Genomic DNA, 24,736 nt, shown 5'->3' on the forward strand with positions numbered 1-24,736 from the left:
ACCGGAACCAGGCCTTCGGGGCTACTGCAGTTAGACCTCGTCCGCCAAGGTGCCCAGGTAAAGCTGGATGACCTTGGGGTCCTTCATGAGTTCACGGCCGGTACCGGTGTACGCATCCTTGCCCTGATCCAGGACATAGCCGCGGTCGCAGATCTGCAAGCAACGGCGGGCATTCTGTTCCACCATGATCACCGAGACGCCGGCGCGGTTGATCTCGTGGACACGGAGGAAGGTCTCATCCTGCTTGACGGGGGAGAGGCCTGCCGACGGCTCGTCAAGCAACAGGACGGCCGGGTCCATCATGAGCGCCCTGCCCATGGCCACCATTTGGCGTTCACCGCCGGACAGTGACCCTGCACGCTGTGCTCGCCGCTTTCCCAGCTCCGGGAAGAGGCTGGTGACAAAATCGAAGCGTTCGGAGAAGTCCTTGGGCCGCTGGAACATGCCCATTTGCAGATTCTCTTCAATGGTCAGCGTGGCGAACACATTGTTGGTCTGGGGGACGAAGCCAACGCCCTGGGTGACCAGTTTGTTGGCCTTCAAACCAGTGAGGTCTTGTCCGCGCACCACAACGGTGCCCGAGTGGACCTTCACCAAGCCGAACATGGCCTTCAGCAGCGTGGACTTGCCGGCGCCGTTGGGGCCAATGATGCCAATCAACTCGCCCTTGCGGGCCTCGATGCTGCAGCCGTTGAGGATGTTGACCCCGGGGATGTAGCCAGCCACCAAGTCAGTGACTTTGACGACGGAATCGCCTGCGGGAGCCGCTGCCGAGGCGGGCATTGCACTGGTACTGCTCATTTCCCGTCCTCCTTCTTGGGTTCTTCGATCTCGGACAGGATGCCTGCATCTTCCGTACCCACAACCGACTCTTCGTCGGCCTCGAGTTCAGCCTCAAGCACCTTGATGCCTTCGGCGTCGCCGAGGTCGACGTCATGGTGGGCGCCAAGGTAGGCGTCGATGACTGCGGGGTTCTTCATGACTTCACCCGGAGGTCCTTCGGCCACCACCTTGCCTTCGGCCATGACCACCACCCAGTCAGCGATGTGGCGCACCATGTTCATGTCGTGCTCCACGAAGAGCACGGTCATGCCCTCGGCCTTGAGGTTCTTGATGTGGTCCAGCAGCGACTGCGTCAGGGCCGGGTTCACACCGGCCATGGGCTCATCGAGCATCACCAGCTTGGGCCGAACCATAAGCGAACGGGCCATCTCCAGGAGCTTCCGCTGACCTCCCGAGAGCGACGCTGCGTAATCGTCCTTCTTGGTATCCAGCTTGAACTTCTCCAAGAGGACATTTGCCTGGGCTGTGATCTCTTTTTCGCGCCCGCCCCAGATGCCTTTGAACAAGGCCTTGGAGAGCCGTTCTCCGGGCTGGTCTGCTGCGCCGAGTCGCATATTCTCCATGACGGTCAGCTTGCCCATGACCTTTGTCAGCTGGAAGGTACGGACCATGCCCATGCGTGCCACCTTGTAGGAGGAAACGCCTGCAAGGCTGTTGCCTTCAAACTGCCACTTGCCCGTGTTGGGAGTATCAAAGCCCGTGAGGAGGTTGAACAGCGTGGTCTTGCCGGCTCCGTTGGGGCCGATCAATGCAGTGATCTTGTGGCGGGGGATCTCAAGGTACTCCACGTCCACCGCGTTGATGCCACCGAAGGAACGCGTGACGTCCTCTGCCACCACAATGGGATCCCGCTTCTTGCAGCCGGGAGTGTTCTCCCCGACGGCGATGGGCCGTGAATCGGTCATGTAGTCAATATTTTCGCTATTGCGTTCGTTGGTCTCACTCATGCGAAAGCAAGCTCCTTCTTATTGCCGAACACGCCTTGCGGGCGGAAGATCATCAGGAGCATCAAGGCAACACCCACCAGGATGTAGCGCAACTGGCCTGCCTGTACGGTGGTCAGCCACGTGATTGCCCCTGACTCGATGAGGCCGTAGAGCAGGCTTTGGGTCAGCGAGAGCACAACCCAGAAAATCATTGCTCCAATGACCGGCCCAAGAACCGTGGCCATGCCGCCCAGCAGAAGGCAGGTCCACAGGAAGAACGTGAGTTCAGTGCCGTAGTTGGACGGTTGGACGGCCCCGCGGGGGAGCGTGAAGATCATGCCCGCCAATGCGCCAAGCACACCACCGATGATCAGCGCCTGCATCTTGTAGGCATAGACATTCTTGCCGAGCGAGCGGACAGCGTTCTCGTCTTCGCGGATGCCCTTGAGGACACGGCCCCACGGGCTGCGCATCAGAAGCCAGACCAAGACGCAGCAAACGATGACCAGGCCCCAGCCCACCACGCGGATAAAGAAGTCACGGTTGTTCATGCCCATGTAAGAGCCTTCGGGGAAAGGATTCATGGAGTAGAACGTGCCCTCGAAGGCCGCCAGGCCGTTTGCCGAACCAGTGACGCTGGTGAGCTGGTTGGTAGTGACCACGTAGCGGACAATTTCCGCCGCGGCGATGGTCACGATTGCCAGGTAGTCCGCCCGTAGCCGGAGTGTAGGAATACCGAGGATGAACGCGAAGATCACTGAACACAGAACGGCGATCAGCAGGGCAAGGAAGAAGGGTGCGTCAAAGGTCAAAGTTGAGATGGCGAAACCGTAGGCACCCACTGCCATGAAGCCGGCCTGGCCGAAGTTCAACAGGCCTGAGTAGCCGAAGTGAACCGCGAGGCCCAAAGCGGCAAGTGCGTAGGCCGCCGTCGTCGGGCTGAACAATTCGCCAAGGGCGCTGGAGAAAATAAATCCGAAATCCATGGCCCGCTCCTAACCCACACGCTCACGCCGGCCGAGGATACCCTGCGGTCGGAACAGAAGAACAACAATCATGATGAACAGGGCGCCGACGTACTTGAGGTCGGCGGGGAGGCCGAACACTGTAGTCAGTTCCACGAAGATGCCGACGACGATCGAGCCGATCAGTGCGCCGAACACGGTACCCAAGCCGCCGAGCGTGACGCCGGCGAAGATGAGCAGCAGGATTTGCGAGCCCATATCGAAGGTGACACCCGGGCGGTAGTAGGCCCAGAGGATGCCGCCGAGCGAAGCGAGCACGCCGCCCACGATCCATACGATGCGGATGACGGAGTCGACGTCGATGCCCGAGGCGGCTGCCAGCGCGGGGTTGTCTGCAACTGCGCGGGTTGCCTTGCCGAGTCGGGTCTTCAGCAGGACGATGCCGATCAGGGCGATAACCACGGCACTGATAATCAGGGACCACAGATTGTTCGGAGAGATCGAGACAGGCCCGATTTGGATCTCGCTACTTTGTGCGCCCGGGAGTTGCTGTGTTGCACCGCCGAAGAAGAATTGGATGACATAGCGAATGGCCAAGGCGAGGCCAATGCTGACGATCATCATAGGGACGAGGCCTGAGCCACGCTTCCTCAGGGGGCGCCACAGTCCTGCGTCCTGGACGTAGCCAAAGAGACCGCCGCCTACCAGTGCGAGCAGGATGGCCAGCCAGAAGGGGAATCCGAAGGCATTGAACATGAACACCAGTACCGCACCGAGTGTCACCATCTCACCGTGGGCGAAGTTGGTCAGGCCGGTGGTGCCGAAGATCAGGGAAAGGCCTACCGAGGCCAGTGCAAGGAGCAGGCCAAAGCTAAGACCCGCCACCAGGCGGTTGAGCAGGTTCTGGCCGAAGTCCTGTTGCTGGACCACGATGCCCTCGCCGAAGGCAAAGATCACCGACAGGTTGGACGTCTGGCTGAACGTGACATCGCGGGGATTGTCCTGGCCCTCGGCCAGTGCGATGCCCTCCGGCAAGGTGGAGGTGTCCAGCTCGATGGTGTAGGTGCCCTGGACGGGAACGCCGATGGTCCACGCTCCGTTGGCTCCGGAGGTGGCTTCACCTTCAAACCCGTTGCCCGTGGCTTTGATCTTGACGCCCGGTATAGGGGCCCGGGCATCATCGCGGAGGAACCCGCTGATGTTGTTCTGGAAAGTCGTCGGGGACGGCGAAGGCGAGGGGGTGGTTGCCTGTGCCGAGGGGGCGGCGATCAACAGAGCGGCGATGAGGGCTGCGAACAGCGCCCCCACAGCTCTCTGCAGTCCTTTGGACCGTCTCATGGACGGGTCGCGCAGTGTGCTTCTCAAAATGGAAACCTCCACAGTGGGGGTGGTCCCGGCTGCGCCTTTGCAGCCGGTGCGAACGGTCATGGGGCTTGTGAACAGTTCTTGCCTAGCTGCCTCGTTTGTGATCTAAGTCACCCATGTGTGGTTTATGTTACCGCTCGGTGGGGTCAATGAATGCCCAGTTCGGGGCTGTGAAGATCGCGATCGGATAACAACTGTGAAGCTATAGGCAACTACTGATGTAGCAACGCTTAAGTAAACCTTTGTTGTTTGGGGGTGCTCCTAAACGTTTGGGGGAAGCCGCTGGTCCATTTTCTTGTCACGGTTGAGTTTCGTCTGGGTGAACAAGGGAACTTTCCCTGCCGCGCGCGCGTGGTAATTGGTACCGTGAACTATCACTAGCCCTTTTTCAGGAGGACACCCGCAATGGCACTTGGCGGAAACCCAGTCTTCAACGGAAAGAATTTCCGTGGAGCAAAGCAGGCCCCGCCTGTACCGCAGAACCCGTACGGCCAGCAGTTCAACCAGGCACCCGGCCGTGCACCGAGCCAGGTCATGGACGGCCATGCAGCATGGTCTGCCCAGCAGCAGAACATGACCAATGAGCAGCTGCAGCAGATGTACAACCAGCCGGCTGCCGGCCCGGCCGACACCGGCCGCATGACCTATGACGACGTCATCATGAAGACCGTCGCCTGCCTCGTTGTGCTGATCATCGGCGCTGGGGTAACGCTGTTCGTTGCTCCCGGCCTCTCCACCATGCTGATGATCGTTGGTGCACTGGGCGGCTTCGTCCTTGCCCTGGTCAACACCTTCAAGAAGCAGCCGTCACCGGCCCTGATCCTTGCCTACGCCGGACTTGAAGGTCTGTTCCTTGGAGGCCTCACCCGAATCCTGGACGGCATGTACCCCGGCGTCGGCCTCCAAGCCGTCATCGGCACGCTGGCAGTCTTCGGCGTCACCCTGGTGCTCTTCAAGAGCGGCAAGGTCCGCGCCACCCCGAAGATGATGCGCTTCTTCCTGATCGCCACCATTGGTTACGCGGTCTTCGCACTGATCAACATGGTGATGATGTGGACCGGCGCTGTGCAGGAGCCCTTCGGCCTCCGCACAAGCGTCGAGATCTTCGGCATCCCGCTGGGTGTCTTCATCGGCATCCTGGCCATCGGCCTGGCAGCGTTCTCGCTGATCATGGACTTCACCAGCATCGAAGAGGGCGTCCGCGCCGGCGCCCCGGAGCGTTACTCCTGGGTTGCCGCCTTCGGCCTGACGGTCACGCTGGTTTGGCTCTATGTGGAAATCATCCGTCTGCTGGCAATCCTGCGAGGCGACGACTAACTCTTCTGAGTCCGTCAACGCGAAATGCCCCCGAAGAGTCTTCGGGGGCATTTTTGCGTTCGTGAGGGGCGAGGTCTCGGGAGTAAGAGGGGCTCAAAGGGTCGATATCCAACCCCTCGCGCGTGACAGCCCTCAGCTCAAGCGCTCAAAAACGACAGCCATGCCCTGGCCTCCGCCGACGCACAGCGTGGCAAGCCCCAGGGTTCCGTCGCGTTCCTTGAGCCCGTTGAGGAGAGTGCTGGTCATCCGGGCCCCGGTCATGCCGAAGGGATGGCCCAGAGCGATGGCGCCACCATGGACGTTGAGTTTTTCAGGATCGATCCCCAGTTCACGGGCGCTCGCCACCACCTGCACGGCGAAGGCTTCGTTGAGCTCAACGAGGTCGATGTCGTCCATTGTCAGTCCTGCCAGGGCAAGGGCCCGCCGCGTCGATTCCACGGGTCCCATGCCCATGAGTTCGGGGGAAAGGGCACTGACGCCTGTTGAAACCACCCGCGCCAGCGGTTGCAGGCCGAGTTCACGGGCGCGCGCGTCACTCATCACCACCACAGCCGCGGCCCCGTCGTTAAGCGGACAGGCATTACCTGCAGTCACGGTGCCTTCCGCGCGGAACACGGGCTGTAACGCGGAGACGGCTTCCAAAGTGACCCCGGCTCGGGGTGAGTCATCGCGCTCCACCACACTTCCGTCCTTGCGCGTGTAGGGCGAGATGTCGCGGGCATAGAACCCTGAGGCGATGGCGGCTTCGGCGCGATTCTGGCTCAGGACACCCCACTCGTCCTGCTCGGCCCGGCTGATTCCGTAGCTCGTGGCGACGTTCTCGGCAGTCTGGCCCATGGAGATGTAAATGTCTGGTAGTCGCCCGCCGAGCCGAGGGTCGGTCCACGGGATGTTGGAGGCCGCCCGTGCCGCAGTGCGTTGGCCCGCTGCTTCGAACAGCGGGTTGTGGTTGGCGGTATCGGTTTCGCCGGCACCGGACCAGTCCTGATACCTGGACACGCTCTCCACCCCGGCGGACACGATTGCGTGGGCTTCCCCGGATCTGATGGCGTGGAAGGCCATCCGAAGGGTTTGCAGGCTGGATGCACAGAAGCGGTTGATGGTGGCTGCGGGTACGCGGTCCAGCCCGGCGAGTACCGCCACAACCCTGGCCATGTTGGATCCGGCCTCGCCGCTGGGTTCAGCGCAGCCCAGCAGGATGTCGTCCAAGCCTTGGCCGTCCTCCGCGCCGGGATCGAAGCCTGGAACTTTTGCGAGGGCGGCCCGCACCATGGCGGTGGCCAGGTCATCCGGACGTTCGTCCTTGAGGGAACCCTTGAAGGCACGGCCAATAGGGCTTCTGGCAGTAGCAACGATGACAGCCTCAGTCATGGCCCCAGCTTACGCCCGGCATCCGATGGAACGCCGGGCGTTCGCGCGGTGGAACTGAACGCGTCAGGCCAGGCGAAGCGCTCCCGCAGCCGGGGTGACGGTGAAGATGTCCGGTGCGGTGAAACCCGCCTCCGCGAAGGAACGCACGACGGCGTCACGAACCTGCTGCTCTTGGCTCACCGGCGTCAATGCGATGGCTGAGCCGCCGAAGCCGCCGCCCGTCATGCGGGCGCCTATGGCACCGTTGGCCCGGGATGTGTCCACGGCAAGGTCGAGTTCCGGGCAGGAGATCTCAAAATCGTCGCGCATGGAAACGTGGCTGGCGTCCAGCAACTCCCCGATGGCGGCGGGACCCAGCTTGCCCAAGGTTTCCACTGTCTGAAGTACGCGATCATTTTCGGTGACCACGTGGCGGACGCGCCGGAGCGTCGTCTCGTCCAGCAGTCCGGAGGCTTCCTCCAAACGCTCTACGCCGACGTCGCGCAGTGCTGTGACGCCAAGTATCTCGGCACCCAACTCGCAGGATGCGCGGCGGGAGGCGTAACCGCCGTCGGCGTGCGAATGCGACACCTTGGTGTCGATGACCAACAGGACCAAGCCCGACGCTTCTGCGTCGAACGGCACCAGCTCCACATGCTGGTCACGGCAGTCCAAGAACACCGCGTGTCCCTTGGCGCCGCGCAAGGATGCTGACTGGTCCATGATCCCGGTGGGTGCGCCAACGAACACGTTCTCGGCGCGCTGGGTAGCGAGCACCAGGTCTTCGGCAGCGAAACCCGCGCCGGTCAACTCGTTGAGGGCCGAGATGACGGCGCACTCGATGGCGTGTGACGACGACAGACCCGCACCGGAGGGAACGTCGGAATCCAGCAGGAGGTCAAAGCCGGGGACTTGGATGCCACGTTCCTTGAGTGCCCAGGCGACGCCGAGGGGGTAGCGTGACCACCCCTCACCGGATCCGGGCTCCGAGTCCGCGAGGTCAGCCTCCACCACGCCGTGCCCGCCAAAAGTGGACAGCATGCGAACCCTGGAGTCGTCGCGGACCCGCAAAGCCACCTTTGCTGTCTTGTCGATGGCGAAGGGCAGTACAAAGCCTTCGTTGTAGTCCGTGTGCTCGCCGATCAGGTTGACGCGTCCAGGTGCCTGCCACACGCCGTCGGCAGCTGCGCCGAACGTTTCCTGGAAGCGGGCGGCGAGGACGCCGGTGTCGGTGGTGGTGGTCATGCTCGTGTGCCTTCCAAGGTCTTGTTTGAAGCCGGTGCTGCGGCGACGCTGCGCAGGCGCTCCGCCACCGCTTCGGGTGTGGTGTCGTTGATGAACGCTCCCATGGCGGCCTCGGAGCCGGCCAGATACTTGAGCTTATCGGCAGCGCGGCGAGGTGACGTCAGCTGCAGGTGCAGCTGGCCCGCCGGGCGAAGAACCGGGTCCAGTGGTGCCTGGTGCCAGGCCGAAATGTACGGCATGGGGGTGGGGTAGAGGGAGCCGAGGCGCTTCAGCAGGTCCAAGTAGACGTGGGAAAGCTCATCGCGTTCTTCCCCTGTGAGGGCCGCGAGGTCGGGGACGCTGCGATGCGGAACGAGGTGAACTTCCAAAGGCCAGCGCGCCGCGAACGGCACGTAGGCGCTGAAGTGCTTGGCCTCCAGGACCATGCGGCTGCCGTCCTCGCGTTCAGCCTTCAGGAGCGAGGCCCCGAGCGTTTCTTTCGCGTCGACGTCGTCGTAGTACTTCCGGGCTACCGCCCCGAGCTGGGCGGCACGGGGAGTCACATAGGGGTACGCGTAGATCTGGCCGTGCGGATGGTGCAGGGTGACGCCGATGTCCGCACCGCGGTTCTCGAACGGAAACACCTGCTTGATGCCGGGCAGGGCGCTCAATGCTTCGGTGCGCTGGGCCCACGCTTCAATGACGGTGCGGGCACGGGTGTGGCCGAGTTCGGCGAAGGAGCCAGTGTGCTGCGGTGTGAAGGCAACTACCTCGCAGCGACCGTATGCCGCTCCCTTGAGGTTGTGACCGGAATGCCCGGGAGCCGGAACCGGGGGAACATCGCCCAATGCCGGGCCCAGGGAAGGGAAGCGGTTTTCGAACACCACCACGTCATAGTCCGAGGCCGGGATTTCGGAAGGGTTCGCCGCAGTGCTGGGGCAGATGGGGCACTGATCAGCAGGGGGAAGGTGCGTACGGGTTTGGCGATGGGCAGCTACCGCTACCCAGTCACCGGACAAAGCGTCATAACGCACCTCGCCCGGCTCGCCACGGGCGGGAAGCTCGCGGTGGTCCACCAAGGAATCCGGTGTTCGCTCCGGGGTTCCGGGGTCGTCGAAGTAGATCAGCTCTCGGCTGTCCGCGAGGCGGGTGCTGGTGATGCGGCTCATAACTACATCATTCCACAAGTGACCAAAAACGCATAGTTTCTAACAAAAGCTAACATTCGCCGCGTCATGACGGTTCTCCAATGCAGTACGGTATTGCCATGTCTGCCTCCCCGTCGCCAGCCGATAGCACCCATCAATCCGAGTCCCGCCGCTTCGCCACGGGCCGACAGTTCGAGCTCCGCCGGGGCGATGCGCTCGCCGTCGTCACCGAGCTCGCCGCCGGCCTGCGACTCTACTCCCGGGGCGGAGTGCAGTTGACCGAAAGCTACGGCGACGACGAAATTTCGCCCGGTGCCACGGGCATCACCCTGGCGCCCTGGGCCAACCGGGTAGAGGACGGGATCTGGTACCTGGAAGGCAAGAAGCAGCAACTCGACATCACCGAGGCCTCACGCAACAACGCCAGCCACGGCCTGTTGCGCAACACCGGGTACGTGTTGGTGGACGAATCCGAGTTTTCCGTGACGCTGGAAGCCACAGTCTTCCCCCAGCACGGCTACCCGTTCCTGGTGCGGCACCTGGTGCGCTACGAACTCGACCAGAGCGGAGACCTCCGTGTCTCGCAGACGTTGATCAACGATTCGCAGAGCACGGCGCCCTTTGTCCTGGGTGCCCACCCGTACCTGCGCGTCGGCGATGTCGCCCCCGAGGATTTGGTCCTGACGGTGCATGCGGGCACTCGACTGGTAGCGGACGAGCGACTGATTCCGCGAAGCACCGCTCCCGCAGACGGTCAGTACGATTTCTCCGGCGGGTCGGTGGTGGGCAGCTTGCTGGTGGATGTCGCCTTGACGGACCTGACGTACGACGGCGGCATAGCGCGCCATACGCTGACCGCGCCGGATGGCCGCAGCGTAAGCCTTGAACAGGATGAGAGCTGCCGGTACGTCCACGTCTTCGTCACAGACACCTTCCCGGGCCGATCCAAAGCCGTGGCCATCGAACCCATGACAGGGCCGGCCAACGCGTTCAACAGCGGCGATGGCCTGCGCTGGCTGGCACCCGGAGAAGCTTTCACCATGCGCTGGGGAATTGCGGCATCCCTGTAGGCTCTTCGCCCGTAAATGCCACCGAATGTCTCGGAAGTGAGAGCCGGTTTCCCATACGGCCTGCCCTACGGAATTATGGGTTCATGACGCCAACACCGGACGCCAAAACACGTTCAGACCGCCAAATTGCCGAAGACATCCCCTACGGGGTGCGCATTGCTGCAGCCTGGTCCTGGCGGGCAGGCCTGATCCTGCTCATGATCGGCGCCATGGTCTGGCTGCTGGGCAAGGTCAGCTTCCTCATCATTCCAGTGATGGTTGCTGCGCTGCTGGCCGGCCTCCTGCATCCTGTGGTGGCCTGGCTGCGCAACCGGAAGGTGCCCAACGGAGGAGCAGTCGCCATCACCGTGTTGGGCTTCATCGGCGTGATCGGTGGCGCCCTTGCGCTGGTGGGCAGGCAACTTGTCACGGGCTTCGGTGCGCTCTGGCAAGAGGCGCTGGCAGGCATCCAACAGATTCAGACCTGGTTGGCAGATGGCCCGCTGCACCTCACTGCGGACCAGATAGACCAATACATTTCCGATGGCGCGAATGCGCTCCAGAACAACAGCAGCAGCATCCTCAGCGGGGCATTGTCCTTCGGCAGCACCGCCGGACACTTTGCGGCGGGGCTTGTCCTGGCCCTGTTCATTCTGATCTTCTTCCTGCTGGAGGGCCCCCGCATCTGGGCTTTTCTGGTCCGGCTCCTGCCCAAGAGCGCCCGACGGGCCACCGATGGCGCCGGGCGCCGGGGCTGGACGTCCATGGTCAGCTACGTGCGGATTCAGATGTTCGTCGCGTTCGTGGATGCCGTGGGCATCGGCGTTGGTGCGGCCATCATCCAAGTCCCGTTGGCCCTGCCCTTGGCGGTCCTCGTCTTCATCGGCTCGTTCATTCCGGTGGTCGGTGCCTTGGTTACCGGTGCCATCGCGGTCCTGCTCGCCCTTGTGGCCAACGGACCCATCAACGCGCTGATCATGCTGGCCATCGTCCTGGTAGTGCAGCAACTTGAAAGCCACATCCTGCAGCCGCTGGTCATGGGCAAGGCCGTGGCGCTGCATCCTGTGGCTGTGATCCTCTCGGTTGCCGCCGGTTCATACCTCGCAGGCATCCCCGGTGCCCTGTTCGCAGTCCCGCTGCTCGCCGTAGTAAACACGGCAGTTCGCTACATTGCGGGCCGGACGTGGGAACATGATGAAGGATTGGGCGGTGTGGAACTCCAGCCGGCAGCCGCCTCGGCGGGGCCAGGCGGCGACGCCAACTTCAAGGAGGTCCACCTCCCGCGGCCCGAATCCCGCCTCGGTAAGGGCGTCGCCGGCAAGACCAAGGCTTCGGGGAGCACCTCTGTCGAGGAGCCTCAAGCCAACACCAACAAAGGAGAATAGTCAGTGAATACCCTCGAAACCCTGCCCGTCACGCTGGACGATGTCCTCAAGGCGCAGGAGCTGCTCGAGGGCATTATTACCAAGACTCCGGTGGAGTCGTCCCGTGCGCTGGGCAGCCTCGTGGGCGGCAACGTCTTTTTCAAGTGTGAGAACCTGCAGCGTGCCGGCTCGTTCAAGGTCCGGGGCGCCTATGTGCGCATGGCCCGGCTGACGGACGACGAAAAGAAGCGCGGCGTAGTAGCGGCATCCGCAGGCAACCACGCCCAGGGTGTGGCTGTAGCCGCCAAGAGCCTGGGCATCAATGCCCGCATCTACATGCCGCTCGGCGTGGCCCTGCCCAAGCTGGCGGCCACGCGCAGCCACGGCGCTGAAGTCGTTCTGCACGGCCACAACGTGGACGAAGCGCTTGCGGAAGCGCAGCGCTACGCCAACGAAACAGGCGCTGTGTTTGTTCACCCCTTCGACAACGTGGACGTCGTTGCCGGTCAGGGCACCATCGGGCTTGAAATCCTGGACCAGATCCCCAACGTGGACACCATCCTCATGGGTGTAGGAGGCGGCGGGCTGCTGGCAGGTGTGGCTGTGGCCATCAAGGCCAAGGCCAAGGAGCTCGGCCGCGAAATCAGGGTCATCGGGGTCCAGGCCGAGAACGCCGCCGCGTACCCGCCGTCCCTCGCCGCTGATGCCCTGGTGCCTCTGAAGAAGGTCACCACCATGGCCGACGGCATCGCCGTAGGACGTCCCGGGCAGTTGCCCTTCAGCATCATCCGCGAGCTCGTGGACGATGTGGTCACCGTGAGTGAGGACTCCCTCGCCCGGGCCCTGATCTTCCTGCTCGAGCGCGCCAAGATGGTGGTTGAGCCGGCCGGGGCCGTCGGAGTAGCTGCGCTGATGGACGGCAAGATCGAAAACCCGGGGAACACCGCCGTCGTGCTTTCCGGCGGCAACATCGATCCCATGCTGATGCTCAAAGTCATCCAGCGCGGTCTGTCGGCCGCAGGCCGCTTCATGACGGTCCGCATGATGCTCGATGACCGGCCGGGTTCGTTGGCCACCATTGCCCGTATCATCGCTGAAAACGATGCCAACGTCACTGGCCTGGACCACACCCGCTTGGGTGGTTCCATCAGCATGGGTGACGTCTCCATCACTATCAACCTGGAAACCAAAGGCCACGAACACGGCGAGCAGGTTCTCGGTGCACTCCGGGCCGAGGGCTTCCAACCAATCGTGGTGCACTGACGGGAGGGGCGCCCATGGTGCTCGGAATGCCTGAGGGCTCAAAGGAAGAGGCTAGGGAGTCGCTCGCCGGGCGGGCGAAAGGCGGACTGCTCTTCATGGGCGGATTCGTCATCCTGCTCTACGTCATCGAGATCCTCAACACCTTGATGCGCCATGGGCTCAACTCGACTTTCGGCCTGCGCCCACGTTCCATGGACGGCGTGCTGGACATCCTGACGTTTCCCTTGCTGCACGCGAACCTGAACCATTTGCTGTCCAATACCTTGCCGTTGATCATTTTCGGTTTCCTGGTGTTCCTGTCCGGAATCCGGGTGTTCATCACGGCATTGGCCTTCAGCTGGCTCGGATCAGGGCTGGCGGTGTGGTTGATTGGCGGGGGAGGCGTGACGGTGGGAGCCTCCGGACTGGTGTTCGGTTTCTTCGCGTTCCTGCTGGTGAGGGGATTCTTCAACCGCAGCTGGTGGCAGATCCTGCTCTCCGTGGTTCTGTTCATGGCTTACGGCAGTATCCTCTTCGGGGTGCTGCCCACGGTGCTGGGTTACGTCTCCTGGCAGGCGCACCTCGGCGGGGCCGTGGGTGGTGTGATTGCCGCCGTCCTGCTTCGTCCCAAATCCAAGCTCGTCCCCTGACCCGGTTGGTTTGGCCGGGCACGAAAAAACGCCGGCCCGCCCCGCGAAGGGGTGGGCCGGCGTCGTGTATTTCAGGCCGGTTTAGCCGCTGCTTAGGCGACGTAGGGCTTGGCGGAGACGATCTCCACCTGAATTTCCTTGCCGTTGGGGGCAACGTAGCTCAGGCTGTCGCCTTCCTTGTGGCCGATGATGGCCGCACCCAGGGGTGACTTTTCGCTGAAGACATCAAGATCGGAATCTCCGGCGATTTCGCGGGAGCCCAGCAGGAACGTCTCTTCGTCGCCTGCGATGCGGGCAACAACCAGCATTCCGGGCTCAACGATTCCGTCGTCGGCGGGGGCTTCGCCCACCTGCGCATCACGCAGAAGTGCGGTGAGCTGACGGATGCGGGCTTCGATCTTGCCCTGCTCCTCCTTGGCAGCGTGGTAACCGCCGTTCTCCTTGAGGTCGCCTTCCTGGCGGGCAGCTTCGATCTTCTGGACGATTTCCGCCCGGCCAGCGCCGGAAAGGTGGTCCAGCTCAGCCTGCAAGCGGTCGAAAGCTTCCTGGGTAAGCCAAGCCGCAGTGGCGCTATTGGTGGTAGACACGGATTTCTCCTCTAGATCTGACAATGCAAAAGACCCCGCCGAGTTGGCCACTCATGAATCTCAGTAACCAACTTAACGGGGTGAAGGTTTCATCCATTGTAGTAAATCCTTTGGACGAACCCAAACCGGTTGAGTCGTGGGTCACACGATTGTTATTTACCGCTGTCCACGATCCAGCAATTGTCCACAACTCCGGAGACTGCCGGGGACTCGGTCCTCAGGGCTGTCCGCTGCATGGTGGTGCTGCCGCCATCGGGATCGTCCTGGGGATCGTTGGGGCCGATCTCCACTACCTTCCAGCCAACCACCGCGAACTTGGAATCCAGGGCTTTTATGGCACATTTGGCCGTGGCTCCGGGGTATTTAGTCACCTGGTAGTCCACCTCTGCCTGGGTATCGTCCACGGTGCTGTAACCGATGTCCTTGAACGTGACCGGGGCCTGAGCCGAGCCGGTTGCTACGTACGCGGCGAACGCAATCCCGAGGACCAGAGCGGCGATGACAATGTTCCGCTTGGTTTTGCGGGTCATGGCGCGCTTTTGACCGCCGTATCGATTGGCTAGGCTGTTGCTTGCCGGTACTTGGGTGGCCGATAGGTCCTCTGAAGTCACCCGTCCAGTTTAGTGCCGATCCCGGCGCCCCATCACCGCCCCGCAAAAGCGCGATCCATGAAAGAGGAGCCGTCACGTGACAGCGTCCAGCAGTTCCGAGCAGCAGCTGCGGCTGCTCGCCGTCCACGCCCATCCGGATGATGAGTCCAGCAAGGGCGCAGCAACCATGGCGATGTACGCCGCCGCGGGAGTAGACGTCATGGTTGCCACCTGCACGGACGGCTCGCGCGGCGATATCCAGAACCCCGCCCTGGAGGATGCACCCCACCCCAAACGGGACATGGCCGGTGCCCGGCGCCTTGAGATGGCCAACGCGGCCGAGGTCCTTGGAATCCAGCAGCGCTGGCTCGGTTTTGTAGACTCGGGACTTCCTGAAGGAGATCCCCTCCCGCCGCTGCCGCCGGGATGCTTCGCCCTGCAGCCACTGGAGCGTGCCACGGCGCCCTTGGTTCGGCTGGTCCGTAAGTTCAAGCCGCACGTCATCCTCAGCTATGACGAAAACGGTGGCTACCCCCACCCGGATCACATCATGGCCCACAAGGTTGCCGTGGAAGCTTTTGAAGCCGCAGGCGATCCTGAGCGCTATCCCGGCATGGGTGAGCCATGGGCGCCCAGCAAGCTTTACTACGACCGCGCCTTCAGCCCCGAAAGATTCCGTGCGCTGCATTTTGCGTTGGAAGAAGCCGGGTTGCAATCGCCGTATGCCGAGCGGCTTGCTGCGTGGTTGGAGGCCGACGCGGAAGGTCACACAGCTCCGGTGGCAGGGCACCAAACCACCACCCAGGTTGATTGCGGTGATTTCTTCGAGGCCCGGGACGACGCCCTGCGCGCACACCGGACCCAGATCGATCCCCTCGGCTTCTTTTTCGCGGTATCGCCGGATCTGCAGCGGACCGTCTGGCCGTGGGAGGACTACACCCTGATCAAGTCCACGGTGCCTTCAGAGCTGCCCGAGAAGGACCTCTTCGCGGGGATAAGATAGGAGCGCCGGTAGTTTCTATCGATCGTAGAAATTGCCGTGCGGCCAATCAGCTTCCCGGCTACGCGCTGCCAGTCGGCACGCACCAGCTCCCATAGAAGGTTTGAAAGTGCATCACTTGATTCTTGCCCTGACCGTCACTCCGTCGCCTGATCCCACGGGCACGCTGCGGCCCGGCCTGTCCGAGGATCAGGTGACGCCGGGTACGTGGGGCTTCGTCCTCACGGCCTTCATCGTGATCCTCACAACCTTCCTGATCGTGGATATGGTCCGCAGGATCCGCCGCGTCCGCTACAGGGCCCAGGTGGAGGAAGCGCGCCTGGCCGCCGAGGCGGACGAAGCCGCCGGGGAAGGGAGCCCTGCCGAGGCCGGCAGCCCCACTGAAGAGAATGGCGATGGCGGCCCTCGGACCCGCTGAAACCGGCGGGCCCGCTGAAACCGGCGGACCCGCTGAAACCGGCGGGCCGGACTGGCCCGGGGCAAGCAACGCCCTTGGGTCGGAACCGTCTGCCTATTTGCGCCAGCACGCGGACAATCCCGTCTTCTGGCGTCCTTTCGGCGATGAGGCCTTTTCCTTTGCTGCCGAGCGCGATGTCCCGGTGTTCCTCTCCATCGGCTACGCAGCATGCCACTGGTGCCACGTCATGGCTCACGAATCCTTTGAAGACCAGGAAACCGCCGATTACCTGAACGCCCACTTTGTCCCGGTCAAGGTTGACCGGGAAGAGCGGCCGGACGTCGATTCCGTCTACATGGCGGCTACCCAGGCCATCAGTGGCGAAGGGGGCTGGCCCATGTCCGTCTTCCTCACCCCGGACGGGCTCGCCTTCCACGCGGGGACCTACTTCCCGCCGGTTCCCTTGCCTGGCCGGCCCTCCTTCCGAAACGTGCTGGAGGCCGTCCATGAGGCGTGGGTGGAGCGCCGCGATGCTGTGGAGCAGAACGCAAGGGGACTGGCTGCGAACATGGCCGGTGCGCAGCTGGGCGGCGCTGTCCGGTTCGATGGCCCTCCTGAAGTGCTGGACGCAAACGTTCTCCCGGAGGCCGTAGCGCTGTTGGCCCGCTCAGAAGACCCCGACGCCGGTGGCTTCGGCAGCGCTCCCAAGTTCCCGCCGTCGGCGGTTCTTGAGTTCCTCATCAGGCACGCGGCGGCACCGTCCGATACTGCGGACGCGGCCCGCGACATGGCAGCCCGCGCGCTGGCGGGCATGGCCCGCTCGGCTTTGCGCGACCAGCTCGATGGCGGATTCGCCCGCTACTCGGTGACGGCAGACTGGTCTGTGCCGCACTTTGAAAAGATGTTGTACGACAATGCGCAGCTGCTGCGGCTTTACGCCCACTGGGTCCGGCTTGGCGGCAACGAGGTCTTCACGGCGGGCGAGGCTGCATCCGTGGCCTCGAGGTGCGCCGAGTGGATGGTGGACTCCCTCAAGCTGCCCAACGACGCCCTGGCCTCCTCCCTGGATGCCGATACCGTAGTGGGCGGCGTGCATCACGAGGGCGCCACGTATCTGTGGACTCCCGAGTCGCTCCGGGAAGCTCTTGGCCCGCGTGACGCCGAGGCTGTGGCGGACATGATGAACGTTGGTGCCCGGGGGACTGTTTCGGAGCTTGGCTCGCCGCTTCACCCTGCGCGGACGTTGACCGACGCCGAGAGCAGGCTATGGCAACGCGTCCGGCCGGTGCTGTTGGCATCGCGTAGTCTCCGGAACCAGCCAGCCAGGGATGAGAAAGTGGTGGCCGGGTGGAATGGCCTGGCCGTGGCAGCTCTCGCGGAAGCGGGTGCCATTCTGGACCGCCCGGACTTGGTTGCTGCAGCAGAAGCCGTAGCTGAGTACTTGGCGGACGTTCACTGGGACAGCAGTTCGCAGGTGCTGGTCCGGGTTTCGCACGATTCGCGTGCGCGGGGCATTGGTGGTCTTCTTGAGGACTACGCATTCTGCACGGAGGGCTTCTTGGCCCTCTATGCTGTCACGGGCACCAAGCGGTGGTACCGCTTGGCTGAGGAGCTCATCCTGGCAGCATGTTCACGCTTTGTGGAGAACGGTCATCTGGCGGACTCTGCGGGGGAGTCCGCACAGGTTTTCAACGCCCAAGGGCAGCACGCAGCCCTGGACCCGTTCGATAATGCCACCCCAAGTGGCGCCGCCGGGTTCGCTGGCGCCCTGTTGACTTACGCCGCGTACTCCGGTTCCCACCAACACCGGCTCATGGCCGGCAATATCCTGGGCCTGCTCCCGCCCCTCGCCGCACGCGCACCGCGTGTGGCCGGTTGGCTGCTGGCCACCGCGCAAGCTGCGCTTGCAGGGCCGGTGGAGGCCGCCGTCGCAGGTTACGACTCGCCGCTGCGGCGCGAGCTGCACAGCGCGCTGTTGAAGTCTCCCAGCCCCGGCCTGGTGGTCGCTTTGCAGTCGGACGACGGCGGGTCCCCGGCGGGGGAGGCCGAGGTCCCTTTGCTGCTCCACAGATCGGGTGCGCCGGACGGATCACCGCAGGTTTACTTGTGCCGCGACATGGTGTGCGAGAGGCCGTTGGGCGATGTGGCTGCGGTCCAGGCCCGTCTGGCAGCCATGGCGTTGGGTGCTTCCTAGCCGGCCAAAGGGAAGCTAGCTCAGCACTGCCAGCATGATCGCCACGAAGTGGGCCGCGAAAGCCAGCACCGTAAAGGCATGGAACAGCTCATGGAAGCCGAAGTGCTGGACGCTGAAGTTCGGTTTTTTGAGGGCGTAGAACACCGCCCCTGCGATGTACAGGGCGCCGCCGACGCAAATGAGGATCGCTGCCGGGGCGTTGGCGGCGAAGAACTGGGGGAGGTAGAACAACGCTCCGCAGCCCAGGGCTATATAGACGGGCACGTACAGCCAGCGTGGAGCGTGTGTCCACAGAATCCGGAAGAGCACGCCGACTATCGCTCCGGACCAGACCAGCCACAGCAAGGTAATGGCCTGTGAGCGCTCCAGCAACGACCATGCCAAGGGCGTGTAGCTGCCGGCGATTACCAGCATGATGTTGGTGTGGTCCAGCCTTTTGAGCAGCATTCGGACCTTGGGCGACCAGTTTCCGCGGTGGTAAACGGCGCTGACGCCAAACAGCAGGAATCCCGTTAGGCCGTAGATGGCGGAGGTGATCTTGCGATCAGGGGTGGGGGCAACCGTCACCAGGATGATCCCTGCCGCCAGTGCAAAAGGAGCGGCAACGGCGTGGATCCATCCACGCCATAGGGGCTTGGTTTCGAGGAGCTCAGCCATAGGTCAAGAATAACTTACGTTTCGGTAAGTTACCTGCTGGTAACAAATAGTGAAGCGATTTTGACCGGCGGCTGCACCGGCCCGGTTGCTCGGGACGGTAGCCTTGGATGTGCGCCGTCGTCGTACAAGCAAGGAAGTCAGGTGAGAGTCCGGTGGAGCTGCCCGGTTTCCTCTATGGCTTCTACGAGCGTAAACTGCTGCGCTCCCTCAAGCAGGACAGAATCCCTCGACATATCGGCGTCATGGTGGACGGCAACCGACGGTGGGCGCGCCAGTTCAACGCACCCACCAGCCAAGGGCACCAGGCGGGCGCGGACAAGATCCACGAGTTCCTCGGGTGGTGCCAGGAACTCGGCGTCAAGGTTGTAACCCTCTACATGCTCTCCACGGACAACATGAGCCGTTCCGGTGAAGAACTGGATCTCCTCATGGGCATCATCGCCAACACCATGGACCGCCTCGACGAAGACGAAGACGTCTCCGTCCACGCCATGGGGGCGCCGGAACTCCTGCCGGACTACCTGGCCGAGCGCCTCAACAAACTCACGGCCCGTACCCCCGTCCACGAAAAGATCCACGTGAACGTGGCAGTGGGCTACGGTGGCCGCCGCGAAATTGTCGACGCCGTACGCGAACTACTGCACGACGCCGACGCCAAAGGACGCAAAATGTCCGACGTCGCAGATGAACTTTCGGTGGACGACATCTCCAAGTTCCTCTACACCCGCGGCCAACCCGATCCTGACCTCGTCATCCGTACCTCAGGCGAGCAACGGCTCTCAGGATTCCTCATGTGGCAAAGCGCCTACAGCGAGTTCTACTTTTGCGAAGCTCTCTGGCCGGCCTTCCGCAAGGTCGATTTCCTACGGGCCCTCAGGGACTACGCCGGGCGCCAACGGCGGTTCGGAACGTGAACGCGCCCCGGTTCACCAAAATTTAACGAACCGGACATACGACTTGCCGACCACGGATTGCGGAAATGAATGTGGCGAGGATTACGTTAATCCCATCAGCAGGCAAAACCGCCCGCTGATCGGGGAGGCCAGTATATGGAGCGGACCATCGCACCAGTTACATGGGAGGCCACGCCCGGCCTTCCGGCCGAGCCGCTTCACCATTAGGCCGGGCGAACTGCCCGGGGCTGGAGTCGATGTGGCTATTTCTGAGCAACTGCCCGCAATGGTTTCCGACGGGGAAAGTGCAGCTACCTCTCGCGCCAAGCGGGTCTCACAAAAAGCGCGGACCACAACGTCCGCCACAGGCCGCAGCTACGTGATCGATACGTCCGTCCTGCTATCCGATCCACACGCACTGTTGCGCTTCGCCGAACACGAAGTCATCGTCCCCATCGTGGTCATCAGCGAACTGGAAGGAAAACGCCACGATCCCGAACTGGGCTACTTCGCCCGAAAAGCCCTAAGGCTCCTTGATGATCTGAGGATCGAACACGGCGGCTTGGACCACGCCATCCCCATCGGGAAAGACGGCGGACTCCTCAGGGTGGAAATGAACCACATCTCACCGGAGGTGCTCCCCGCAGGATTCCGCGGAGGCGACAACGACAGCCGCATCCTGGCCGTCGCCAAAAACCTGGCCAACGAAGGCCACAACGTCACGGTTGTCTCCAAAGACCTCCCCATGCGCGTCAAAGCCTCCGCCATGGGGCTCCACGCCGACGAATATCGAAACGAACTCGTCAAAGACTCCGGCTGGACCGGCATGGCCGAAGTGGACGCGACCGAAGAAGAAATCACCACCCTCTACGGCCACGAACCAGCCTTCATCCCCGCAGCCGCGGAACTCCCCGTCAACACCGGACTCGTTCTCCTCTCCAACCGCGGCTCAGCCCTCGGCCGGGTAGGGGCAGACAAACAAGTCCGGCTCGTCAAAGGCGACCGCGACGTCTTCGGACTCCACGGACGCTCAGCAGAACAACGGCTCGCCATCGACCTCCTCATGGACCCCGCCGTCGGCATCGTCTCGATCGGTGGTCGCGCAGGCACAGGCAAGTCCGCGCTAGCCCTCTGCGCGGGCCTGGAAGCCGTCCTGGAACGCCGGGAACACCGCAAAGTAGTTGTGTTCCGCCCCCTCTACGCAGTAGGCGGCCAGGAACTCGGCTACCTCCCCGGCTCCGAATCCGAAAAAATGAACCCTTGGGCGCAAGCAGTGTTCGACACCCTCGGGGCACTCGTCAGCCAGGAAGTCGTGGAAGAAGTCATGGACCGGGGCATGCTCGAAGTCCTCCCACTGACCCACATCCGCGGACGTTCACTCCACGACGCCTTCGTGATCGTGGACGAAGCACAGTCACTCGAGAAAAACGTGCTCCTCACCGTCATGAGCCGCATCGGACAAAACTCCAAGATCGTCCTCACCCACGACGTCGCCCAGCGCGACAACCTCAGGGTAGGACGGCACGACGGCGTGGCCGCAGTAGTAGAGACGCTCAAAGGACATCCGCTGTTCGGGCACATCACGCTGACCCGGTCCGAGAGGTCGCCTATTGCTGCCCTGGTGACGGAGTTGCTCGAAGGGGCGGAGATCTAACCTCGCTGCACGAAAGGCGAAGGCCACACATCCTCTGCGTGCTAGCTCGTTCCTCGCTTTGACGCACGCTGCCGGATGCCTGGCCTTCGCCTTGCTCGCCGTCCTGTCATGACCCCTGGAGCTTGAGGTAGGTTTTTAGACCTTCGTGGCCTTGGACTTTGAGGGTCCAGGTGGGGCGTTTGAAGGTGGTGGGGGTGAGGTGGACTCTTTGGACCGTTTCCACTTTTTCGCCCCAGCCATCGCGGAAGATGCCGTTGAGTTCGTAGCCCAGGGCGGTGGAGACGCCCAGGGATTGTTGGTTCCAGACAGCTGCCTCGGACTCGGCTACTTCCGCGTCCAGGTAATCGAAGGCGTAGCTTACGACGGCGGCACGCATCTCCTTGCCGAAGCCCTGGCCCTGCGCGGACCGCTTGAGCCATGAGCCCGTGCTGACTGTTTTGAGGGTGTGGAAGTTCTTGGCACCGATGTCCTGAACGCCCAGGAGTTCGTCCTCGTGCCAGACACCGAGGGGAAGGGTCCAGGATTCCTTCGTGAAATTGGCACGGCAGCGCCAATACCACTGGGCCATGTTCGGGGCGAGTTCGTCGTCTGGAAGTTCTGCCCACGGCATGCTGAACGGGCTCCTTCCGGGTTCGTGCACGCCGGAGCGGGCCGCCGCTACGGCTGAAGGGATGTCGTCGTCAAGAACGGGACGGAGGGTCAGCCTCGGGGTGGTGAGGGTGAGTCCGAACGGGGGCCATATTTCTGCCAGCGATGTCATCGCCGTAGCTTAGCCCGGATGGCGGGTAGCTCTCAGGCGGCCGGGCCGATATCCCATGAGATGTGGCGCCGGACGTCCGTGAGGTTCATCGATTCCGCAAGGAAAAGGTCGTCCAGCATGTACTCGTCCACTGCAAGGATCCTGAGCCAGTGGCCTTTGCCTGCGGAGTCTCCGTCCAGGCTTTCGCTGGCGACACAAACGCCGGTGCCGGTGTCGATCCTGATCATTGTCCGGCCGGAGTGCGCCAAGGGTTCAGTTGGGTCCGAGGGAACGTACGTCCGGCTTGGTGTGACGATGGTTTCCAAAGCCGGGCGCCCCTCATGGTCCACCTCACGGGTTTGTTCGAGGAAGACGGGATTGGTGTCAGGAAACTCCAAAGGGACAGGTGCATTGCCGGCAAGTTCCACGGGATCGAGTGCGGCGGCGAGGCGACCGTTACCAAAGGAGGGCTCACCGTAGGCGGCCTCGGGACGCCGGCGGACCAGGCCGGCGTCGTCATAAACGGGCGTCACAAGATGAGCCGGAAGTAGCCACGAACGCCGTGTGGCACTGACGTAAAGATCGTCCCGGGAATCGTTGATGCCGGTGGTGCTGTGCAGAAGTTGGCCGTCCGGGGTCTCGAGGCGAAGTGCACCCGGGCGCCTGAGCCAGGCCCGGACCATGGTGGCCCCGGACGCGGGCCGTTCAAGGTACTCGAAGCGGAGGCTGGTCCACTTCCACGGCGAAGAACGGCAAAGATTGCGGAATGTGGAGGACAAGTCAAAACCCGGTCCAGCTGCACTATAGCGCCCCATATCCACAGTTTACCCACGCGTTCAAGCGGGCCGGATCGCCAAAGCGGGATAGCATCCGAAGGTGATCCGACGACTCTCAGACCTCTGGACGGACAGCCCGCTCGGCTTTTGGCTCGTGGCGGCCGCGTGCCTGTACTTCATGGTGATGGCAGTGCGGCTCACGGTGATAGACATCCGGAGCCACCTGCTGCCGAACCGGATTGTGTTCCCTTCCTATGCGGTGGCTGGAGTGCTGTTATTGGCTGCGGCCCTACTGGCGTACTTCGCCGATGCACCCACGGAGGGTGCATCGGGGGCTGTGCTCTTGGGTGTACCCGGCCTGGGTGTAATTGCCGGCGGTGCCGTGCTCTGGCTGTTCTACTTTGTGCTTCGGCTCGTTCACCCGCCGGGGATGGGCTTCGGTGACGTGAAGCTGGCCGGAGTGCTGGGCCTCTATCTGGGCTACCTGGGGTGGAGCCACATTTTTGCCGGGACGTTTGCGGCCTTCCTGTTGGGAGGGCTGTGGAGCCTGGGTATCCTGGTGGCCCGGCGAGGCACGCTGCGCTCGGCCATCCCGTTCGGCCCGTTCATGCTGGCGGGCGCGGCTGCCGCAATGCTGATCCTTCCTGCGTGAAGCCAGTCACCACTCGTCCCGGCCCAACTGCGGCCAAATTGCAACGCTCCCCGTATTCTCGGCGTTCACCGGGCTGGGTCATGCTTAGCCCAGCGAGTGTTCGGACGTGGTTGAGGGCGTTGGAGGGTGCAGTGAGACGGAACAGCTTGGGTTTCTTGCTTGGAGCGTCCATTTCCTGTGCCGTCCTGCTGACCGGATGCGGGCAAGCAGTCAACGATCCTGGGGTGACCTCGGGATCCGGGATACAACCGGGGATGACGCAACAACCGGGCACTGAGCAACAGCCAGACCCGACGCAGATACCCTTGACACCCTGTGAAGGCGGCCCGCTGGGCTGTTCCGAGTTTACGTCCGTGCGGGGAACCGATGCCACGGGAGAGGTGGCGTGGCTCGGAACAGACCCGCTCACGGTGAGTTCCAGGAAGGCCAACGGAGAGTGGACCCTTTTCGTCCACACACCGTGCAATTATCTCCAGGTAGCAGTTTCGGTGCAGAACGATGTCCTGACGCAGCTGTGGAGGATGGTCTCCGATAGGGGCTGCCAGGAGCCAACGGACGACTACCAGGCCTGGACAGAGCAGCTCTTTGAACAGCCTGTTCAGTGGAAGCTGGACGGCGATACGCTCACCTTGCGCAATTCACACGCCACCATCGAACTTAGGGAAAGCTGACACCATGGGTGCACCCGAATTTGTGCTCAAACTACGGGAAAAGATCGGCAACGACCCCCTCTGGTTGCCGGCTGTGCGGGGAGTGGTGTTTGACGACGAAGGCAGGGTGTTGTTGGGCCAGCGTGCCGATAACGGCCATTGGACACTCATCACCGGCATGCTGGAACCGGGAGAACATCCTGCGCCCGGGCTCGTGCGGGAAATCTTCGAGGAAACAGCGGTGGTGGCCGAGACCGAGCGCATCATCGGCGTCGGGGTTGTGGGGCCGGTGACGTTCCCCAACGGCGACGTCTGCGACTTCCTGGACATCACGTTCCGCTGCCGTTACGTGTCCGGCGAAGCCCAAGTCAACGATGACGAATCATTGGCCGTCGGGTGGTTCGCGCTGGACGAGCTTCCGGACATGAGCGCCGGAAATCTTGAAGCCATCAGGCTCGCCACGGAGCCCGAAGGCCCCGTGGCGTACCAAGTGGAGGACTAGCG

Annotated in this window: 25 protein-coding genes; 13 read left to right on the plus strand and 12 right to left on the minus strand. The window is 62.9% G+C overall.

From position 1 onward, the window contains the following. Positions 1-30: 30 nt before the first annotated feature. From ARUE_RS06075 to ARUE_RS06090, 4 genes are read right to left on the minus strand one after another with little or no spacing between them, the layout of a single operon-like run. A complete protein-coding gene (locus ARUE_RS06075; protein ID WP_043469914.1) occupies positions 31-801 on the minus strand; it encodes an ABC transporter ATP-binding protein in 771 nt (256 codons plus the stop codon). Continuing rightward, the gene (locus ARUE_RS06080; protein WP_014921098.1) at positions 798-1,790 is read right to left on the minus strand and encodes an ABC transporter ATP-binding protein; all 993 of its coding nucleotides are present in this window, start codon (positions 1,788-1,790) and stop codon (positions 798-800) included. Before ARUE_RS06080 ends, ARUE_RS06075 begins: the two co-directional genes overlap by 4 nt. Continuing rightward, entirely contained in the window at positions 1,787-2,755 is a 969-nt protein-coding gene (locus tag ARUE_RS06085) for a branched-chain amino acid ABC transporter permease (protein WP_011774005.1), read from the minus strand. Before ARUE_RS06085 ends, ARUE_RS06080 begins: the two co-directional genes overlap by 4 nt. Positions 2,756-2,764: 9 nt before the next feature. Further along, a complete protein-coding gene (locus ARUE_RS06090; protein ID WP_014921099.1) occupies positions 2,765-4,162 on the minus strand; it encodes a branched-chain amino acid ABC transporter permease in 1,398 nt (465 codons plus the stop codon). Between the two features lie 342 nt (positions 4,163-4,504). On the opposite strand from ARUE_RS06090, the gene ARUE_RS06095 reads away from it, so the two are divergent. Further along, positions 4,505-5,416: a Bax inhibitor-1/YccA family protein gene (locus tag ARUE_RS06095; RefSeq protein WP_011774007.1), complete on the plus strand. Its 912-nt coding sequence runs from the start codon at positions 4,505-4,507 to the stop codon at positions 5,414-5,416. Positions 5,417-5,548: 132 nt separating this feature from the next. Here the strand turns inward: ARUE_RS06095 and ARUE_RS06100 are convergent, their stop codons facing one another. The 3 genes from ARUE_RS06100 to galT form a co-directional block, all read right to left on the minus strand. Further along, on the minus strand, positions 5,549-6,787 hold the full coding sequence (locus tag ARUE_RS06100; RefSeq protein ID WP_011774008.1) for an acetyl-CoA C-acetyltransferase: 1,239 nt from the start codon (positions 6,785-6,787) through the stop codon (positions 5,549-5,551). A gap of 63 nt (positions 6,788-6,850) precedes the next feature. Next, complete coding sequence (gene galK, locus ARUE_RS06105; protein ID WP_014921100.1) at positions 6,851-8,011, minus strand: galactokinase; 1,161 nt, start codon at positions 8,009-8,011, stop codon at positions 6,851-6,853. Further along, a complete protein-coding gene (gene galT / locus ARUE_RS06110; RefSeq protein ID WP_014921101.1) occupies positions 8,008-9,159 on the minus strand; it encodes a galactose-1-phosphate uridylyltransferase in 1,152 nt (383 codons plus the stop codon). The genes galK and galT overlap by 4 nt, the downstream gene beginning before the upstream one ends. An 80-nt stretch (positions 9,160-9,239) precedes the next feature. Between galT and ARUE_RS06115 the strand changes: the two genes are divergently transcribed. The 4 genes from ARUE_RS06115 to ARUE_RS06130 all read left to right on the plus strand — a co-directional run bounded on the left by ARUE_RS06115 (position 9,240) and on the right by ARUE_RS06130 (position 13,443). Beyond that, positions 9,240-10,208, plus strand: a complete 969-nt coding sequence (locus ARUE_RS06115; protein WP_011774011.1) for an aldose 1-epimerase family protein — start codon at positions 9,240-9,242, stop codon at positions 10,206-10,208. A gap of 83 nt (positions 10,209-10,291) precedes the next feature. Beyond that, positions 10,292-11,572: an AI-2E family transporter gene (locus tag ARUE_RS06120; RefSeq protein ID WP_011774012.1), complete on the plus strand. Its 1,281-nt coding sequence runs from the start codon at positions 10,292-10,294 to the stop codon at positions 11,570-11,572. A 3-nt stretch (positions 11,573-11,575) separates the two neighbouring features. Next, positions 11,576-12,814 carry a threonine ammonia-lyase gene (ilvA, locus tag ARUE_RS06125; RefSeq protein WP_011774013.1) on the plus strand — a complete coding sequence of 413 codons (1,239 nt, stop codon included), beginning with the start codon at positions 11,576-11,578 and terminating at the stop codon, positions 12,812-12,814. A gap of 14 nt (positions 12,815-12,828) precedes the next feature. Then, positions 12,829-13,443: a rhomboid family intramembrane serine protease gene (locus tag ARUE_RS06130; protein WP_014921102.1), complete on the plus strand. Its 615-nt coding sequence runs from the start codon at positions 12,829-12,831 to the stop codon at positions 13,441-13,443. A gap of 92 nt (positions 13,444-13,535) precedes the next feature. Here ARUE_RS06130 and greA read toward each other — a convergent pair whose 3' ends face one another. Together greA and ARUE_RS06140 are read right to left on the minus strand one after the other, a co-directional pair. Beyond that, positions 13,536-14,030: a transcription elongation factor GreA gene (gene greA / locus ARUE_RS06135; protein ID WP_011774015.1), complete on the minus strand. Its 495-nt coding sequence runs from the start codon at positions 14,028-14,030 to the stop codon at positions 13,536-13,538. Between the two features lie 152 nt (positions 14,031-14,182). Continuing rightward, positions 14,183-14,641 (minus strand): DUF4307 domain-containing protein, encoded by a 459-nt coding sequence (locus tag ARUE_RS06140; protein ID WP_011774016.1) that lies wholly within the window; start codon positions 14,639-14,641, stop codon positions 14,183-14,185. Positions 14,642-14,717: 76 nt separating this feature from the next. Here ARUE_RS06140 and mca point away from each other — a divergent pair, with 76 nt between their 5' ends. From mca to ARUE_RS06155, 3 genes are all read left to right on the plus strand, one after another. Continuing rightward, positions 14,718-15,623 carry a mycothiol conjugate amidase Mca gene (gene mca, locus ARUE_RS06145; protein ID WP_043469917.1) on the plus strand — a complete coding sequence of 302 codons (906 nt, stop codon included), beginning with the start codon at positions 14,718-14,720 and terminating at the stop codon, positions 15,621-15,623. Positions 15,624-15,729: 106 nt separating this feature from the next. Beyond that, a complete protein-coding gene (locus ARUE_RS06150; protein WP_014921104.1) occupies positions 15,730-16,038 on the plus strand; it encodes a hypothetical protein in 309 nt (102 codons plus the stop codon). Next, a complete protein-coding gene (locus ARUE_RS06155; RefSeq protein WP_014921105.1) occupies positions 16,010-18,211 on the plus strand; it encodes a thioredoxin domain-containing protein in 2,202 nt (733 codons plus the stop codon). The genes ARUE_RS06150 and ARUE_RS06155 overlap by 29 nt, the downstream gene beginning before the upstream one ends. Positions 18,212-18,226: 15 nt before the next feature. On the opposite strand, the gene trhA is transcribed toward ARUE_RS06155, so the two are convergent. Then, the gene (trhA, locus tag ARUE_RS06160) at positions 18,227-18,868 is read right to left on the minus strand and encodes a PAQR family membrane homeostasis protein TrhA (RefSeq protein ID WP_011774020.1); all 642 of its coding nucleotides are present in this window, start codon (positions 18,866-18,868) and stop codon (positions 18,227-18,229) included. Between the two features lie 107 nt (positions 18,869-18,975). On the opposite strand from trhA, the gene ARUE_RS06165 reads away from it, so the two are divergent. Both ARUE_RS06165 and phoH2 read left to right on the plus strand, forming a co-directional pair. Then, complete coding sequence (locus tag ARUE_RS06165; RefSeq protein ID WP_011774021.1) at positions 18,976-19,782, plus strand: isoprenyl transferase; 807 nt, start codon at positions 18,976-18,978, stop codon at positions 19,780-19,782. A gap of 238 nt (positions 19,783-20,020) precedes the next feature. Next, the gene (gene phoH2, locus ARUE_RS06170) at positions 20,021-21,415 is read left to right on the plus strand and encodes an RNA 5'-3' helicase PhoH2 (RefSeq protein WP_043469923.1); all 1,395 of its coding nucleotides are present in this window, start codon (positions 20,021-20,023) and stop codon (positions 21,413-21,415) included. Between the two features lie 106 nt (positions 21,416-21,521). Here phoH2 and ARUE_RS06175 read toward each other — a convergent pair whose 3' ends face one another. Then, complete coding sequence (locus tag ARUE_RS06175) at positions 21,522-22,175, minus strand: GNAT family N-acetyltransferase (RefSeq protein ID WP_014921107.1); 654 nt, start codon at positions 22,173-22,175, stop codon at positions 21,522-21,524. Positions 22,176-22,207: 32 nt separating this feature from the next. Next, entirely contained in the window at positions 22,208-22,969 is a 762-nt protein-coding gene (locus tag ARUE_RS06180) for a hypothetical protein (protein WP_051024918.1), read from the minus strand. A 61-nt stretch (positions 22,970-23,030) separates the two neighbouring features. Between ARUE_RS06180 and ARUE_RS06185 the strand changes: the two genes are divergently transcribed. The 3 genes from ARUE_RS06185 (at position 23,031) to ARUE_RS06195 (ending at position 24,734) form a co-directional block, all read left to right on the plus strand. Then, the gene (locus tag ARUE_RS06185; RefSeq protein WP_014921108.1) at positions 23,031-23,582 is read left to right on the plus strand and encodes a prepilin peptidase; all 552 of its coding nucleotides are present in this window, start codon (positions 23,031-23,033) and stop codon (positions 23,580-23,582) included. Positions 23,583-23,935: 353 nt separating this feature from the next. Then, positions 23,936-24,253, plus strand: coding sequence for an META domain-containing protein (locus ARUE_RS24060; RefSeq protein ID WP_014921109.1), 318 nt, complete (start codon positions 23,936-23,938; stop codon positions 24,251-24,253). Between the two features lie 4 nt (positions 24,254-24,257). After that, positions 24,258-24,734 carry an NUDIX hydrolase gene (locus ARUE_RS06195; RefSeq protein ID WP_011774026.1) on the plus strand — a complete coding sequence of 159 codons (477 nt, stop codon included), beginning with the start codon at positions 24,258-24,260 and terminating at the stop codon, positions 24,732-24,734. The last annotated feature ends 2 nt before the right edge of the window (positions 24,735-24,736 follow it).

The sequence above is a fragment of the Arthrobacter sp. Rue61a genome (assembly GCF_000294695.2).
GTDB lineage: Bacteria > Actinomycetota > Actinomycetes > Actinomycetales > Micrococcaceae > Arthrobacter > Arthrobacter aurescens_A.